This window comes from Pseudoalteromonas luteoviolacea, from assembly GCF_001750165.1.
Classification (GTDB): domain Bacteria; phylum Pseudomonadota; class Gammaproteobacteria; order Enterobacterales; family Alteromonadaceae; genus Pseudoalteromonas; species Pseudoalteromonas luteoviolacea_G.
The window spans coordinates 792,781-808,472 of record NZ_CP015411.1; the positions used below are offsets into that span (position 1 = coordinate 792,781).

17 protein-coding genes are annotated in these 15,692 nt (G+C 41.5%); 7 read left to right on the plus strand and 10 right to left on the minus strand.

Features of this window, described 5'->3' with window-relative positions; genetic code table 11:
• Nucleotides 1-30 precede the first annotated feature (30 nt).
• From cgtA to galU, 5 genes are all read left to right on the plus strand, one after another.
• Complete coding sequence (cgtA, locus tag S4054249_RS03305) at nucleotides 31-1,176, plus strand: Obg family GTPase CgtA (RefSeq protein WP_046356856.1); 1,146 nt, start codon at nucleotides 31-33, stop codon at nucleotides 1,174-1,176.
• A 51-nt stretch (nucleotides 1,177-1,227) separates the two neighbouring features.
• The gene (gene folA / locus S4054249_RS03310; protein WP_063881443.1) at nucleotides 1,228-1,719 is read left to right on the plus strand and encodes a type 3 dihydrofolate reductase; all 492 of its coding nucleotides are present in this window, start codon (nucleotides 1,228-1,230) and stop codon (nucleotides 1,717-1,719) included.
• A 78-nt stretch (nucleotides 1,720-1,797) separates the two neighbouring features.
• Entirely contained in the window at nucleotides 1,798-2,172 is a 375-nt protein-coding gene (locus tag S4054249_RS03315) for a DUF3718 domain-containing protein (RefSeq protein WP_039611930.1), read from the plus strand.
• 324 nt (nucleotides 2,173-2,496) lie between these two features.
• On the plus strand, nucleotides 2,497-2,853 hold the full coding sequence (gene hpf / locus S4054249_RS03320) for a ribosome hibernation-promoting factor, HPF/YfiA family (RefSeq protein WP_046356854.1): 357 nt from the start codon (nucleotides 2,497-2,499) through the stop codon (nucleotides 2,851-2,853).
• Nucleotides 2,854-2,992: 139 nt separating this feature from the next.
• The gene (gene galU / locus S4054249_RS03325) at nucleotides 2,993-3,868 is read left to right on the plus strand and encodes a UTP--glucose-1-phosphate uridylyltransferase GalU (protein WP_046356853.1); all 876 of its coding nucleotides are present in this window, start codon (nucleotides 2,993-2,995) and stop codon (nucleotides 3,866-3,868) included.
• Nucleotides 3,869-3,918: 50 nt separating this feature from the next.
• Here galU and S4054249_RS03330 read toward each other — a convergent pair whose 3' ends face one another.
• Both S4054249_RS03330 and S4054249_RS03335 read right to left on the minus strand, forming a co-directional pair.
• Nucleotides 3,919-4,596: a hypothetical protein gene (locus tag S4054249_RS03330; RefSeq protein WP_167354829.1), complete on the minus strand. Its 678-nt coding sequence runs from the start codon at nucleotides 4,594-4,596 to the stop codon at nucleotides 3,919-3,921.
• A 127-nt stretch (nucleotides 4,597-4,723) separates the two neighbouring features.
• Nucleotides 4,724-4,990 carry a ribbon-helix-helix domain-containing protein gene (locus S4054249_RS03335; protein ID WP_046356851.1) on the minus strand — a complete coding sequence of 89 codons (267 nt, stop codon included), beginning with the start codon at nucleotides 4,988-4,990 and terminating at the stop codon, nucleotides 4,724-4,726.
• A gap of 13 nt (nucleotides 4,991-5,003) precedes the next feature.
• On the opposite strand from S4054249_RS03335, the gene S4054249_RS03340 reads away from it, so the two are divergent.
• Nucleotides 5,004-5,399 carry a VOC family protein gene (locus S4054249_RS03340; RefSeq protein WP_046356850.1) on the plus strand — a complete coding sequence of 132 codons (396 nt, stop codon included), beginning with the start codon at nucleotides 5,004-5,006 and terminating at the stop codon, nucleotides 5,397-5,399.
• On the opposite strand, the gene recG is transcribed toward S4054249_RS03340, so the two are convergent.
• The 3 genes from recG to asnC form a co-directional block, all read right to left on the minus strand.
• Complete coding sequence (gene recG / locus S4054249_RS03345; RefSeq protein ID WP_046356849.1) at nucleotides 5,396-7,480, minus strand: ATP-dependent DNA helicase RecG; 2,085 nt, start codon at nucleotides 7,478-7,480, stop codon at nucleotides 5,396-5,398. The two genes, S4054249_RS03340 and recG, sit on opposite strands and share 4 nt — an antisense overlap.
• An 8-nt stretch (nucleotides 7,481-7,488) precedes the next feature.
• Complete coding sequence (gene trmH / locus S4054249_RS03350; protein WP_046356848.1) at nucleotides 7,489-8,184, minus strand: tRNA (guanosine(18)-2'-O)-methyltransferase TrmH; 696 nt, start codon at nucleotides 8,182-8,184, stop codon at nucleotides 7,489-7,491.
• A gap of 94 nt (nucleotides 8,185-8,278) precedes the next feature.
• The gene (gene asnC / locus S4054249_RS03355) at nucleotides 8,279-8,737 is read right to left on the minus strand and encodes a transcriptional regulator AsnC (protein WP_046356847.1); all 459 of its coding nucleotides are present in this window, start codon (nucleotides 8,735-8,737) and stop codon (nucleotides 8,279-8,281) included.
• 178 nt (nucleotides 8,738-8,915) lie between these two features.
• Between asnC and asnA the strand changes: the two genes are divergently transcribed.
• A complete protein-coding gene (asnA, locus tag S4054249_RS03360; protein WP_046356846.1) occupies nucleotides 8,916-9,911 on the plus strand; it encodes an aspartate--ammonia ligase in 996 nt (331 codons plus the stop codon).
• Nucleotides 9,912-9,936: 25 nt separating this feature from the next.
• Here asnA and S4054249_RS03365 read toward each other — a convergent pair whose 3' ends face one another.
• The 5 genes from S4054249_RS03365 to gmk form a co-directional block, all read right to left on the minus strand.
• Entirely contained in the window at nucleotides 9,937-11,547 is a 1,611-nt protein-coding gene (locus tag S4054249_RS03365) for a DUF342 domain-containing protein (protein WP_046356845.1), read from the minus strand.
• Between the two features lie 361 nt (nucleotides 11,548-11,908).
• On the minus strand, nucleotides 11,909-12,301 hold the full coding sequence (locus S4054249_RS03370; RefSeq protein WP_046356844.1) for a RidA family protein: 393 nt from the start codon (nucleotides 12,299-12,301) through the stop codon (nucleotides 11,909-11,911).
• A gap of 11 nt (nucleotides 12,302-12,312) precedes the next feature.
• Nucleotides 12,313-14,415 carry a bifunctional GTP diphosphokinase/guanosine-3',5'-bis pyrophosphate 3'-pyrophosphohydrolase gene (spoT, locus tag S4054249_RS03375; RefSeq protein ID WP_046356843.1) on the minus strand — a complete coding sequence of 701 codons (2,103 nt, stop codon included), beginning with the start codon at nucleotides 14,413-14,415 and terminating at the stop codon, nucleotides 12,313-12,315.
• 183 nt (nucleotides 14,416-14,598) lie between these two features.
• Nucleotides 14,599-14,874, minus strand: coding sequence for a DNA-directed RNA polymerase subunit omega (gene rpoZ, locus S4054249_RS03380; protein ID WP_039611918.1), 276 nt, complete (start codon nucleotides 14,872-14,874; stop codon nucleotides 14,599-14,601).
• A 120-nt stretch (nucleotides 14,875-14,994) separates the two neighbouring features.
• Nucleotides 14,995-15,618, minus strand: coding sequence for a guanylate kinase (gene gmk, locus S4054249_RS03385; protein WP_046356842.1), 624 nt, complete (start codon nucleotides 15,616-15,618; stop codon nucleotides 14,995-14,997).
• Nucleotides 15,619-15,692 lie beyond the last annotated feature (74 nt).

Genomic DNA, 15,692 nt, shown 5'->3' on the forward strand with positions numbered 1-15,692 from the left:
TTGCTATTCTAATCCAGTAAGAGAGTAACCATGAAGTTTGTCGATGAAGTAGAGATCCGTGCTGAAGCCGGCGATGGAGGAAGCGGTGTTGTTTCGTTCCGTCGAGAGAAATTTGTCCCAGATGGTGGTCCAGATGGCGGTGATGGTGGCGACGGCGGCAGCGTATTTTTAGAGGCCGATGAAAACCTCAATACTTTAATTGACTATCAGTTTGAGCGATTCCACAGAGCTGAGCGTGGTACAAATGGTCAAGGTCGTAACTGTACCGGTAAAAAAGGCGTTGATTTGGTATTGAAAGTGCCTGTTGGCACCCGCGTTACTGATGTAGATACTCAAGAAAGTTTGGGTGACTTAACTCGCCATGGGCAAAAGCTACTTGTTGCTAAAGGCGGTTATCATGGCCTGGGCAACACGCGGTTTAAATCTAGTACTAATCGTGCGCCAAGGCAGAAAACACTTGGGACACCAGGTGAGGTGAGAAACTTAAAGCTTGAGCTGATGCTTTTAGCTGACGTTGGCTTACTTGGTTTACCTAATGCTGGGAAATCAACCTTCATTCGCAGCGTATCAGCGGCAAAGCCAAAAGTTGCTGATTATCCGTTTACTACACTAGTCCCGAATCTTGGGGTTGTAAGACCTGAAGCGAATAAATCGTTTGTTATTGCCGACATTCCTGGTTTGATTGAAGGCGCATCAGATGGTGCAGGTTTGGGTATTCGCTTCTTGAAGCATTTAGAGCGTTGTAGAGTGTTATTACATGTTGTAGATGTGATGCCAATTGATGGCACAGACCCAGTAGACAACGCATTTGCTATTATCAATGAATTACATCAGTACAGCCCCAAGCTTGCGGAAAAGCCACGTTGGTTGGTATTAAACAAAATTGATTTACTCGCAGAAGACGAACTAGAAGATGTGTGTGAACGCATTGCTCAAGAATTAGATGCAAAAGAAGTTTACCGCATATCAGCAGCGAATAAATTTAATACTCAGCAATTATGTTACGATATCCAAGGCCTGTTAGACACCTTGCCAAGAGACAAGTTTGACGAGGACCAACAAGAAGAGGTTGAGTTTAAGTGGGACACTTATCATCGTCAGGCAACTCAAGAGAATGATGATTGGGATGACTGGGATGAAGATGACTACGATGTAGAAGTTATCTACGAAAGATAATAAAGGGCCGTTTGGCCCTTTTTTAATACAAAATTATTATTGGAGAGAATTGTGGTTATATCAATGATAGCAGCGATGGCAAAAGGGAGAGTGATAGGGGATGACAATAAAATGCCTTGGCACTTGCCTGCCGATCTACAACATTTCAAAAAAATAACGCTAGGCAAGCCTGTTATCATGGGCCGAAAAACATTTGAATCAATTGGTCGTCCGTTACCTGGTAGAAGAAATATTGTAATTACAAGAAATGCAGAGTATCAGGCCGAAGGTATTGAAGTTGCATCTTCTACTGATGAAGCACTTGCTTTGGTAGATAAAATAGACGAGGTTATGATCATTGGAGGTGGAAATATTTACAATCAGTTTCTACCATTATGTTCAAGGTTGTATTTAACATACATCGAATTGGATGTTGAAGGGGATACGCGATTTCCAGACCATACGTCTGTAGGTAATTGGGTAGAAATCGAAAGCGAAGTTCATGAGCCTGATGACAGAAATAAATATCGTTATAAGTTCGTAACTTTGAATAAAGGATTATGACTTTGTTGCTAACAGTTGTGTGTGTTGCTACAATAGTGTTTGTCCTTATGTAATAAAAAAGTGCTAGGTGAATTGGCAATGAAATTTGTACCTGTTTTGTTAAGTGTTTGTATTGGTTTGGGCGCGTTTTCTTTTAGTTCTGAGACTAAAGCAAACGATCAATTAGCTATCACATTATGCGAGTATATCGCAGTGGATGATAAAGGGCGTGTTCGCAAAGCGCTTAAAAGTTCACGTGTGAAAGTACGTAATATCTTTGGTTCAATCCAGTGTAATGGCAATAATATTCTTCGCCATGCTATTGCAAGTAATGCAGTTGAGACTGGTAAATTAATTGTCAAAGGTCTACCAAAAAGTGCACTATCGGATGGTGCTGACATTGCTTGGGCTGAAAGCAATGGACATGGTGCCTCGCCACTTATTGCAGAGATTAAGAAAAGAGCTGGTTTGTAATTCAATTCTAGCTTTAATGAAAAGCTCCCAAATTGGGGGCTTTTTTAATATCGAAAATTTACACCAAATGAAATTTAACTAGATAAAGTATTTATAATCATAGGTTTTAACGCTTTAGCTGCTCTTTTTGTGAATAGGGAGAAGCCCTCACTGTAAAATGTAGCCGCGAGCCCTTTGTCTTCTGCCCTCTTTTTTAGTGTCATATTAAGATGACCTAAATCAAAATGATAACCACATCATGACAATTTTCTTAAATTTCCCCTTGAGAATTGGAAGGTATGCTCCAATACTTATTTATAGGGTAAATAAAAAAAGGAAGATCCTATGAAGATTAATCTTTCTGGTCATCATGTAGACATGACAGATGCAGTGAAACAGCATGTACAAGAAAAGTTTTCAAAAATTGCTAATCACTTTCCTTCATTGTTAGCGCTCGATATTATCATTAGTAAAGAGCATAAAAAATTCTACACCGAAATAAGTACTAACTATGCGGGATCTCGGATATCGGTTAAAGGAGAAAATGACGTTATGTATCCGGCCATCGCTAACGCAGCAAAAAAATTAGATGCGTCGTTAAAGCATCGAAAAGGGCAGCTCAAGGCAAATAAACATGAAAAGCCCGTGAGCACGACTCCACCTATAGCACATGAAATTATTCAAGAAATGAACTTAAATTGATAAATAGGGGTCTTTAGGACCCCTATTTAATACTAGCAATTCGATTAAGTTTTTATTTTACTTTAAATATTTCACTGAATTGCCAAGTAAGATAAAATTAAGTTTTACCTTAAAAGTTATAATTCAATAGCGAACATATATGAAAGCAGTTATCCCTGTTGCGGGTCTGGGTACTCGCATGTTGCCAGCAACAAAAGCAATCCCAAAGGAAATGTTACCGGTTGTAGATAAACCGCTTATCCAATACATCGTAAAGGAGTGCGTATCTGCTGGTGTGAAAGAAATTGTTTTGGTAACTCACTCTTCAAAGAATGCAATTGAAAACCACTTTGACACAAGCTTTGAGTTAGAAGCTACGCTAGAAAAGCGAGTGAAGAGAAAACTATTAGATGAAATCCGCTCTATTTGTCCAGAAGACGTGACAATAATGCATGTTAGGCAGGGCGAAGCCAAGGGTCTTGGTCATGCAGTCTTGTGCGCGAAGCCAATAGTCGGAGATGATAACTTTATTGTTGTACTTCCTGATGTTATTTTGGATGAGTACAGCGCGGATCAACGCAGCGAAAACTTAGCTGCAATGGTTAAACGCTTCCAAGAAAATGGTAATAGCCAAATCATGCTGGAGCCAGTGCCGTATGAAGATGTCAGCAAATATGGTATTGCTGATATCAACGGTGTTGATTTGTTACCAGGGCAAAGTACAGCGATAAAGTCTATGGTTGAGAAGCCTAATCAGGATGAGTCGCCATCAAACTTAGCCGTTGTTGGTCGTTATGTACTGCCTAGTAAAATTTGGACTCTTTTGGAAAGGACACCTGTCGGTGCTGGCAGTGAGATACAACTAACAGATGCCATAGATATGCTAATGGAGACAGAAGTAGTAGAAGCATTTCACATGAGTGGCGTATCTCATGATTGTGGAGATAAACTAGGTTATTTAAAAGCTATCGTTCAGTATGCAATGAAAGATGAGACGCTTGGAAACGAATTTACTCAGTATATCAAATCTTTATAAAGTTTAATTTAAGTAGGCAGATCCTCAATGGATCTGCTGAGTATCACTGCTTAATGGCGCTCTACAAATCTTTGCCACGTTACATTATTATTTATAACCCTGATTGGCTTTACGACTCGAACTAACAAGCTCATATCAGGTGCTTCAACTATACACCCACTTTCTTTCAAGCCAAGTAAGTAACTCATTGCAGACCGATTCCCCAGTTGAATTGCCGAGATGTATATTTGTTGTTCGAAGTTTAATCTCAAACTGCTAATTGCTGTTTTTAGGCCTTGTTGATCAATATTAGGTAGGCCACATTTTTGTAAGTAACCTAATCGCTCACCTTCTCCTGAGAACCATATTCGTACTTTTTCACTGTAGCGATTCGATTTAGAGGGGAGATCAAATAGCAGACGGTTATGGCCTGAGTCTTTTACAAATTGAATATATTGCTCTAACCCAGCATGCCAAAGTGCATTGTGGATTGGTACGACTCTAGGCTGAATTTTCCCATGGGTATGGAAGCTAAAAGCATGAACCGAATCAACCTTTGTGATGTCATTTAAAGTTAAATTACCTAACTCATCACTGTATGCACCAGTGTAATATGCCAATATTGGCAGCCAAAAATGCCAGTGTTTGGGCTGCTCTCGTTTTAGCTTTTCGTCACCGTAAATGTAGCCATTAAATAGGCTATATAGTTCCATATGGGTAAAGGCGCGCCTACCAAATTGAGATTTCATGGCTAAAGTGCTTAAAGGGTAAAATATTTGGTAGACAAGTCTATAGTCTTTACTTGCAATGTGAAAGGGTTACAAAAATTTTTTGTAAAGCCTTTTGTAGTAATTGGTTACTACCACTTTTAGTTATTCAGGCAGTAAAATGCTGCAAATAAGTAAGGCAAGAGATCCTTAGTAGAGATGCAAGGTTATTAACGTGGCCATGTTTTTCAATAGACTCTTGGTAGAGAGTCGAAATAAAGTGAGCCAAACTGATTTGCTCTCGGTCCGCTATTTCTTCAAGTATTTGCCAAACTTTGTTTTCCAACGCCAAGCTCGTGACGACGCCTTGTACGCGAATCGACTTTTTAGTGACTTGGTATAATTCCGGTGTTTGAGATGCGTATAGTTCGCACATATAGGAGGCTCCATTGGCTAAGCTGATACATTCAATGATCCGAGTACAAGACCTGAAACGTTCTATCCAATTCTATCACGAAGTGTTTGGATTAGAGGTCGTTAGGCGTATTGAGTTTGAGGGCTTTTCTCTAACTTATTTAGCTAATCAAGAAAGTGACTTTGAACTAGAGCTGACCTATAACTTTGATAGAGTTGAACGCTATCATTTAGGTGACGGTTATGGTCATTTAGCCTTTAGCACCTATGGAATTAAAGAAATATGGGAAAAAGCACGGCTGAAAGGTTATACACCAGCCGACATTAAGACGCTGTATAAGCAGAATGACTTAGTAGCGAGGTTCTTTTTTGTATCAGATCCTGATGGTTATCAGATTGAAGTGATAGAGAGTAATGACATATTTAGTTAAGCCATAGCGAATTCACTTCTATTTCCCATCCAACGAATAATCAGCGGATCCACGCACGCTTGGTGCTGATTTAATAATGAAAATGCGATACCTCGTATACTGGGGAGCATGTGCTTATCGCGTGTTAAATCAGCAATTTTTAAATCCACCAATCCAGTTTGCTTAGTACCGAGTACTTCACCAGGTCCTCTGATCTCTAAGTCTTTTTCAGCGATTATAAAACCGTCATTACTGTCTCTGAGCACGCCAAGTCTTTTTTGTGCCGTATGGGACAGCGGTGCGTGATATAGGAGTAAGCAGTGTGATGCAATTGCGCCACGTCCAACACGTCCCCTGAGTTGGTGTAATTGAGCAAGTCCAAGACGTTCAGGGTTTTCGATTATAATTAAGCTGGCATTTGGAACGTCCACGCCGACCTCTATTACGGTCGTGGCAACGAGTACGTGGTAATTGCCAGACTTAAAATCAGCCATTATCTGCTGCTTCTCTTGGGCTTTCATGCGGCCGTGCACGAGCGCAACCTTTAGCTCAGGTAACAACTCGGTGAGCTGTTGCGCGGTATCTTCTGCTGCTTGGCATTGAAGTACTTCTGACTCATCAATCAATGTACACACCCAATATACTTGTCTATTTTGCTCAATACAGGCACTTTTAACGCGTTTAATCACTTCATCTCGGCGAGTATCAGGCACAGCTACCGTGGTAATGGGGGTCCTTCCCGGCGGCAGTTCATCGATCACCGAAGTTTCCAAGTCAGCATATGCTGTCATGGCAAGTGTTCGCGGAATAGGGGTGGCCGTCATGACCAATTGATGAGGGTAGCAATCATCAAATTTGCCCTTTTCTCTGAGCGATAGCCGCTGGTGTACGCCAAATCTATGTTGTTCATCGATAATAATGAGGGCAAGGTTAGAAAAGTTAACCTGTTCTTGAAAGAGTGCGTGGGTACCGACGACCATTTGGGCTTGCCCTGATGCTATCTTTGCCAGAGTTTCTTTCCGTTCTTTGCCTTTGGTTTTCCCTCCAAGCCAACAGGTTTCAATGTTTAATGCTGAGAACCAGTTAGTAAAATTGAGCGCGTGTTGCTCTGATAAAATCTCTGTTGGTGCCATCAATGCAACTTGATAGCCTTGTGAGATTGCTGTTAGAGCACTCAGTGCCGCTACTAACGTTTTACCAGAACCCACATCCCCTTGCACAAGGCGCAACATGGGCTCTGGTTTTTGTAAATCTTGTTTTATCTCACTAACAACTCTGCTTTGTGCATTGGTGGGCTTAAATGGTAATTGTGCTAAAAAGTCAGCTTCAATTGGGTTTGTTGGCGGTAATGCAACAGCTTTCACTGCTTGGCTTTTTTGTCTGAGTTTTAAGAGACTCAAGTTTTGTGCTAGCAGCTCTTCAAAAGCAAGACGTTGTTGAGCTGGGTGTTGACCTAACTCTAATTGACTCAAATCGACATCCTGCGGTGGTGTATGAAGTAGCAAAAGCGCATCTTTTAGGCTCAGTTGATTTGGTCTGAACTGAGCTGGTAGATGATCTTCAATATCATATTTGTGCAGCAACCGCACTGCCTGCTGTGCAATGGCGCGTATGCTGAGCTGTTTGAGTCCTTCAGTGGTTGGGTAGACGGGAGTGAGCGTATCTTCGATGGCGCTAGTTTCTTGCATTGCATCTTTAATGCTATATTCTGGATGCGCCATTTCGAGGCCAACCCGACCACGACGAGCTTCACCAAAGCAGCGCATAATTTTACCAGGTTGCATGGCATTTTTTTGTGCTGCAGAGAAGTTAAAAAAGCGCAAGGTAAGCCGACCTGTGCCGTCATTGATCTGGCACATAAGCATACGGCGTTTACCAAATGTGATATTTGACTGCTCTATCTCACCCTCTACACTGACGTGCATATGTGGCATTAATGTGGCGATAGAGTATGTCTTCGCTCTGTCTTCATATCGAAGTGGCAAGTGAAAAAGCATATCTTGAACACTTGCAATACCTAATTTAGCCAATCGTTCAGCGGCTTTAGGGCCAACACCTTTTAAGTCTGTAATTGGGTAATTAGCTAAATTAGGGCTAGACATAAATATCCTTACTTTTTACTAAATTTCAACGTATTCCAGAACGTTTCGTCAGCAATGATCTCACCTTCTTCATCAAGTTCAGGGTAAGGGAGGCCTTTTTCATTGCATCGATTGGCGATAATTGGGTGGCACCCTTCAAACAGCAGTGTGTGTTTTACTTTGGGATCTAACATATCTTTGCGCTGATACATGCCTGCATCTTCTCTTTGCCTTTGTGCCTCATAAAGAATGAGTGCAGCGGCAACCGATACATTCAAAGATTGCACCATGCCTGCCATGGGAATAACGATATGTTGATCTGCATGTTCAAGCGCTCTATCAGAAATACCCAAGCGTTCTTGGCCAACTATCACCGCTGTTGGTTTGGTGTAATCGATTTCTCTAAAGTCAACGGCAGTATCACTCAAATTTGTAGCAAGCAATTGGATCCCAGGGTTTTGTTTACGAATTTTTGCAACTGCTTGGTCGATATCATCATGCATTTGAGTATCAACCCAGTTTTTACTACCACCAGAGGTGTTATTGGTTAAGCGTCTTTGATCTTGAGGCCAAACAGCATGAACATAGTGACAGCCCACGGCATCAGCTGTTCTAACGATTGCAGATAAATTATGGTGTTTGTGGACTTCATCGAGGCACACAGTCAAATCCGTTTGGCGTTGTTCCAATATTCGTTTTACGCGCTGAAAGCGATTTTCTTTCATCAAGGACTGCTCTTAAATACAATATTACGTCGTATTGTATCAAAATTATTACTGTATAAGTACACACCTATTTGAGTTGATCTGTTAGGCTTTTTTATGGTTGGATTTCTCTCATTATCGGTGCTTGCAGAGAAATCAGCGTCTCGGTTGATTGAATGGCTTCAATAGACTGTATTTTGTTAACAAGCACATCATGTAAATGGTCCATTGAGCTGCTCAATACTTTGATAAATATGCTGTAATTTCCCGTTGTATAATAAGCCTCTACGACCTCCTCAAACGTTTTTAATTGAGCAATTGTATCTTGATAATCTCTTGCATGTTTGAGATTTATACCAATGAAACAACACACGTCATAACCAAGCTTTTTAGTATTAATACATACTTTAGTTCCTTCAATGATCCCTGCTTGCTTCATTTTTTCAACTCTGACATGAATTGTGCCAGCGCTCACTGAGAAACGTTTGGCTAATTCAGCATAAGGTGTTCTTGCATCATTCATAAGTGCGTGCAAGATGGATTTATCGAGATTATCGATTTGATAATTTTCCATGCTTATTTTTACCTAAAATTATTGTTTCCATAAATATAACCTTGATTTTTTATTGATTGAAGTTGTTATTGGGTATTTTTGCTTTTGAATGTTGAATTTTTTTCGAAATTTGTTGACGATGGATATATCAAGTAATTAATACACAATAAATCATCGACAGTTTGGAATGGGGAGCAACATGAAATCACAATACTTAAAAACACAACATCAAATCGCACGCGTTAAAAGCGTTTTCTCAGCGCAGCTAACGGAGCAGCTAGGCTTAGTCGAAGTGCAAGCGCCTATACTTGCCAAGGTGGGTGATGGTATTCAAGACAACTTGAGTGGCACGGAAAAAGCAGTATCGGTTAAAGTTAAGACATTAGCTGATAGTGAATTTGAAGTTGTCCACTCTTTAGCGAAGTGGAAGCGTAAAACGTTGGGAGATTATGGTTTTGAGGTGGGTGAGGGGTTATACACTCACATGAAAGCACTGCGCCCAGATGAGGACCGTTTATCGCCTATTCACTCAGTTTTTGTTGATCAATGGGATTGGGAAAAAGTGATTTGCGCAGATACACAGAGAAGTCTTGAAACGCTTAAAGAAACAGTACAAACCTTATATAGATGCATTAAGCACACAGAGCGAGTAATTTTACAAGAATATGATATTGAATCATTTTTACCTGAGCGCATCACTTTTGTTCATGCTGAAGAACTGCGCGCAATGTATCCAGATTTTACTGCAAAACAGCGTGAAAAGGCGATTGCACAAGAGTATGGTGCAGTATTTTTAATTGGTATTGGTGGTGAGTTGGCGGATGGCAAGATCCACGATGTACGTGCGCCTGATTACGATGACTGGTCGACTGCTACGTGTAACAAGTATCAAGGTTTAAACGGAGATATCATTGTTTGGAACCCAGCTTTAGAGGATGCGTTTGAGATTTCATCAATGGGGATCCGAGTATCTCCTGAATCTCTGGCACATCAACTGCAAATAAGTGATGCGCAAGAGAGACTTGAATTTGATTGGCATAAAGCGTTGTTGGCAGGTGAGTTACCTCAGACCATCGGCGGTGGTATAGGTCAATCTCGTTTAGTGATGCTGTTATTGCAAAAGCAGCACATTGCGCAAGTTCAAGTGGGTGTATGGCCAGAAGCGCTTAAGCAAGATATTGAAGGCGTACTTTAATTGATTCAAGAGGGGAGGTTCCCCTCTAAATTTTAAATTCTATTTCTATTTGCCCATCTGCCAATTTTGCTGTGCAAGGTGGGTAACTCCGGTTGGTCGTATAAGTTTTGTCAAAAATATGTATCTCTACGCCTGAATGGAGTGCTGAGGTTGCTTGTAACTGTGTGCCTCCAAGTAACTCATGCAAAGTATGGTCTAATTCGCTGAGTTTATTTTCGAGTGCTTCAGCTTGTTGGCAATAATGTGTTTGTGTGGCACTGATCTTTGCCATCAACGTTTTCTTTCTTTCAACATCTTTAAGCTGATCTGCTTTTTCTACCGCTTTTTGTAAGTTTTCCAATTGTTCATCTGTTTCCCCCAACTCTCTAATACATTGGTCAGTTTTGTTGGTTATTTCTACTCCAGAATTAGCAAGGAATACGGACATAGTTGCACCTGAAGGGCTGCCTATTTCACCAGCAGTAACAGATTGTGCATCAAATACGGTTCCGCCAATTAATTTACCCCGAGGATTGTCTTCTAAGCCAACGCGAACTGTTCTGAGTGCCTTGATATCACAGTGGTTTGCTTGTTTTTGAATGTAGATATTACGGGCTTCTAAATAAGTGTACTGGCCGTGGACTATATTAATATTACCTTTGGCAATGAGTTTGCAGGTTAAACTTTGATCATTGTCGCTGTGATCAAGGTGACCAATGACGCCGCCGCGTACTTCGATACTTCCTTCGCTGATAATTTCGCCAGACTCGACTGTGCCCATAATAGTAATGTCGCCACTGGCTTTGACTTTCATGCCGGGTTCGACGTTATGGGTGACAATCACACTGCCGCTAAATTCAATATGACCAGACTTCACATTCACATCTGCAATGGTAAATATGTCGTCGACTCGCATACCATTTTGAATATCTGAGGGGCAGCCTGCAATGGTTGAAATTAGCTCTAGTGGATTGGTTGGTGAGATTTCAGTGCCTTCACCTGCAATCAGTTGAAACGACTCACCTGGGACTGGTGTAATGCTATCCCCAGTTACTGTGAAACCCTCTTTGCCGGGAGTGGCGGGGCGCTGGGTAATGAGTAGTGTCCCAGGTGAGACACTTGAGAGCGCGCCAAAATCACGCATGTCTACAGTACCGTCCTCTCTTAATTTAGGCTGCTTTAAACGCTCTTTTAGTGTCAAAACATGCGATATAAGCTTGGCTGGTAGGCCATTTTCAGGAGGACGGCCTTGGGCGATAATACCTGTATGTCGGGAGCCTGGTAGTTCGTCAAATTGCTTTGCTAGCAGCTTTTCCAGTAATGCTTGTTTATAGCCTCTGCACACACCTGATTTGATAATGATTTTTTTTGCTTGATCAAGACTGATAAGGCTACCACCTTGTGCTGTAGTTAGTGTAGCCGTAGCTTGCATTTTATCTTCAGAAATTGAGATCTGTAATTGCGCGTGCTTTTGCTTTGCAACCAAGAGTTGCTGATCTGCGGCTTCACTTTGAAAATAGGCGGCAATAGAGTCATGATCTACTTCGCAATCGGCATAGGGAGAACATTCCAGCGCTTCGACAATAAACGCCTGACTAGGTGGTGTAGCAGTTGCAACATCCATTAAAATTTGGCCATTTTTTGTGACTTTAAACACAGACTATTCCTTATAGACCGAGCGACTCTGCAACAGAGCTCGCATTAAACCTTACCCTTTTTGTACGCTGTGGAAACAAAGCAGGTTTGCCCCAGCGGTTTCTATCCTGTTGTTAGTATGACAGCCAAAAAACAAATTAATTCCAATCCTCACTACCCTAATGCAGTGTCTTTAAATTGGCTGGCAAAGTAAGTGTTAATTTATGTTTTGTGATATCAGCTTGCTTATTTAATAGTATGTAGTCAAGCGGTTAAGATCAAAGTTGAAGAGCTAATTTAAAGAGATTTTTACTAGATTTTGTAAAGCGCGCAATAAAATAATTTAAAAGGCCTAGAGATTAGGCCCTTTTAAATGGTGTGTACTAATTCATTGAGGGTAGTTCCATAATACCATCAATTTCAATTTGTACATTTTTGGGCAGCTCTTTTACGCCGATTGCAGCACGAGCAGGGTAAGGGGTTTTAAAGTATTGGCTCATTATTTCATTGACTGTGGCAAAGTTGCTTAGATCGGTCATGAAAATATTTACTTTTACCATATCTTGTAGTTGCCCGCCTGCGGCTTCACATACGGCTGTGAGGTTTTTAAACACTTGATGTGTTTGTTCTGCAAAGTCTTCAGAGATAACTTCCATTGTGTCTGGTAACAGGGGGATCTGACCAGACAGGTATACAGCGGTCCCTACCTTGATCGCTTGATTATAAGTACCGATTGCAGCTGGTGCTTGATCGGTTGAAATGATCGCTTTGTTCATAATAACTTCCTTTAGCGCTTTCTATATACGCGTTGAACATCTGGCATAACACGGATTTTGCGCATAATATTTGCTACGTGAATTCTGTCTTTCACAGTCACGCCTAAATCAATAATATACAAATTACTTTCTTTTTCTTCTGTGGCTATCTCAACAATATTAGCCTGCGCACTGGCAACGACATTGGTTAGTTTAGCAAGTGCACCTTGATGGTTGATGATCTCAACTCTCAGTGCTGCAATGTACTCTTTTTCTGGATTGTCTTCCCATTTGACAACACAGTATTTAGCGCGTTCACCTTCCCAGCCTTTGATGTTGCGACATTCTTGTCGGTGTACCATCAAGCCTTTACCTTGGCTAACATAAGCAGCAATGGCATCACCAGGTACAGGACGACAACATTTAGCGTAAGTAACCAGCATACCTTCAGTCCCAATGATCGCAGCTTTAGCTTGTTTGGCGAGACTTTCAAGTCCGTCATCAGCTTGGAGTAGCCGTTTAGCTATGAGCACACTCATGATGTTGCCGTTACCAATCTCAACAAGTAGCTCTAACAGGGTATTTAGATCATGCTCTTCTAAAACTCGTTCAATCTGTTCTGTCGGAATATCGTCAAGCTTTTGCTCTCCAAGAGCAGAATCTAAAAGGCGTCTACCTAGTTGGATTGATTCTTCTTGGTGCTGGCTCTTGAGGTAGTTGCGAACACCTAACCTAGCTTTACCAGTGACAATGAAGTTTAACCAAGTTGCGTTGGGGTGTGCGCCAGAGCTGGTAATAACTTCGACGGTTTGTCCGGTATCAAGTGCTTTACTTAACGGATAAGGTTTGCGGTTAACCCTCGCTCCAACACAGGTATTACCAACATCAGTATGTACCGCATAAGCAAAGTCTACTGCAGTTGCGCCCATGGGGAGCTCTACAATTCGCCCATCTGGGGTAAATACGTAAATCTCTTCTGGGAAGAGTTCAGTCTTTACGTTTTCCACAAACTCAAAAGATGAACCTGCACTTTGTTGCAGTTCTAGCAAGCTTTGCATCCACTGACGAGCGCGCTGCTGAGCGGTATGGCCGGCACCGTCACCAGATTTTTTGTACATCCAGTGCGCAGCTACCCCTTTATCGGCCATATGGTCCATATCATGTGTTCTAATTTGAATTTCGACAGGGATACCATGTGGGCCGACTAATGAAGTATGTAACGATTGATAACCATTGGTTTTGGGGACGGCGATATAGTCTTTAAAGCGTGTTTCAATCGGTTTATATAGATTGTGCGCGACGCCAAGTACTCGGTAACAGGTATCTATGTTATCGACATTAATTCTAAACGCATAAATATCCATGACTTCATTGAATAACAGCTCTTTATTAAGCATTTTTTTATAAATACTATATAAGTGCTTTTCTCGTCCTTTAACGGAAGCGGCGATCCCGCTTTCTTCTAAGCGAGACTCTATCTCAGTCTGAATATTACTGATCACTTCTTTGCGGTTACCACGCGCTTTGGCGACTTCCGATTTTAGTGCACGATGACGCATCGGGTAAAGCGCTTGAAAGCCCAAGTCTTCTAGTTCATTTTTGATATCATGGATACCTAGACGATTGGCAATTGGTGCGAATATCTCGAGTGTCTCTCTGGCAATTCTGCGGCGCTTTTCCGGCCTTAAAAAGCCTAGAGTGCGCATGTTATGTGTTCTGTCCGCAAGTTTTATGAGAATGACACGGATATCTTGCGTCATTGCCATGATCATCTTGCGATAGTTTTCCGCTTGAAACTCTTTTTTATCTTTAAAATCAAGTTTATCTAACTTACTGACGCCCGCGACGAGTTCTGCAACAGTTTCCCCGAATATCTCAGCCAGATCTGTCTGACTAAAATCAGTATCCTCAATGACATCATGCATTAATGCGGCCATGAGCGTTTCGTGGTCTAACTTCATGCTAGCCAGTATCTGTGTCACTTCGACAGGGTGAGTGATATAGGGCTCACCGCTTGAACGCGTTTGACCTTCATGCGCTTCGCGTGCGACAACATAGGCTTTTTGTACCAGTTCAACGTCTTCAGGTGCTAGGTACTCTGAGATTTTTTTCTTGAGGCCTTCAAATAGATACATTCACACTCCAATGTTCCAGTGAAGTTAATAGATAGTTATTATTGAATATACGATGAATTGGCTCGGAAGCCAACGCAAAGGCACGATGCTTTTGCAATATAACGAAAAAAAACGCCAGCTTTGCGCTGGCGTTATATCAAACTTTCTCTAGATTTGGCTCCTAGAGCCGTCTAGAAGTTTATTTTAGCGGTTACCACCAACAATGGCTGCTACTGCTGCAAGCTCAGCGGCCTCTTGGTTTTGCTGCTCTTCACGGTCGATCATGTCAAGAGAGTCTGTAGTTACAAGACCTTCTTCAATTTCACGTAGCGCGATAACGGTAGGCTTATCATTTTCAGCCTCAACCATAGGATCTTTGCCACCAACAGAAATCTGACGAGCGCGACGCGCTGCAACAAGGATTAAATCGAAACGGTTACCAATTTTATCTACTGCATCTTCTACAGTTACGCGAGCCATCGAAGCACTCCAAAAAATTATACATTTAGCAAAGGGCTAGTTTACTTGAAACAGACTACTTCGCCAAGTGAATGGTTAAAATTTATCGTGATTAAGCACCTATCGCTTAATTTAAGGAGATTAATCCGCAAGCAATTCTGCAATTAATGCCTTGTGACGAGCTTGCTGTGCTTTCGTTTGTAGCCTAGCTGCGACAACAATATGTTCCAGCTCAGTCAGTGCTGTTTCAAAATCATCGTTCACAATAACATAGTCAAATTCATCATAGTGGCTGCTTTCTGATTTTGCTTCAGACATTCTTGCTGCAATGACTTCTTGAGAGTCTTGACCACGATTATTCAAGCGCTGCTCTAACTCGCTTTGAGAAGGCGGTAAGATGAATATGGTTTTGACTTCAGGCATTAATGATCTTACCTGTCTCGCGCCTTGCCAATCTATGTCTAAGAATACGTCAATACCATTGTTTAATTGGTCTTCAATGGCTTGTTTTGACGTCCCGTAGTAATTTTCAAATACCTGAGCCCACTCGAAGAAATCACCCTTCTCAATCAGTGCTTTAAACGCTTCAACAGTTACGAAGTGATAATGTTCGCCGTTGTTTTCGCCTGGGCGAGGAGAGCGAGTTGTGTGTGAGACTGAAACTTTTATATTGGCTTGTTTATCCAATAGAGCTTTGATCAGGCTTGATTTACCTGCCCCTGACGGTGCAGACAAAATAAACAAATTACCGCGAGTCATTGTCATAGTGAAACCTTTGTATACGCAAAAGGGAGTAATAGAGCCCGTTACTTCCCGTAAAAAGCCCTATTTTAAATCTT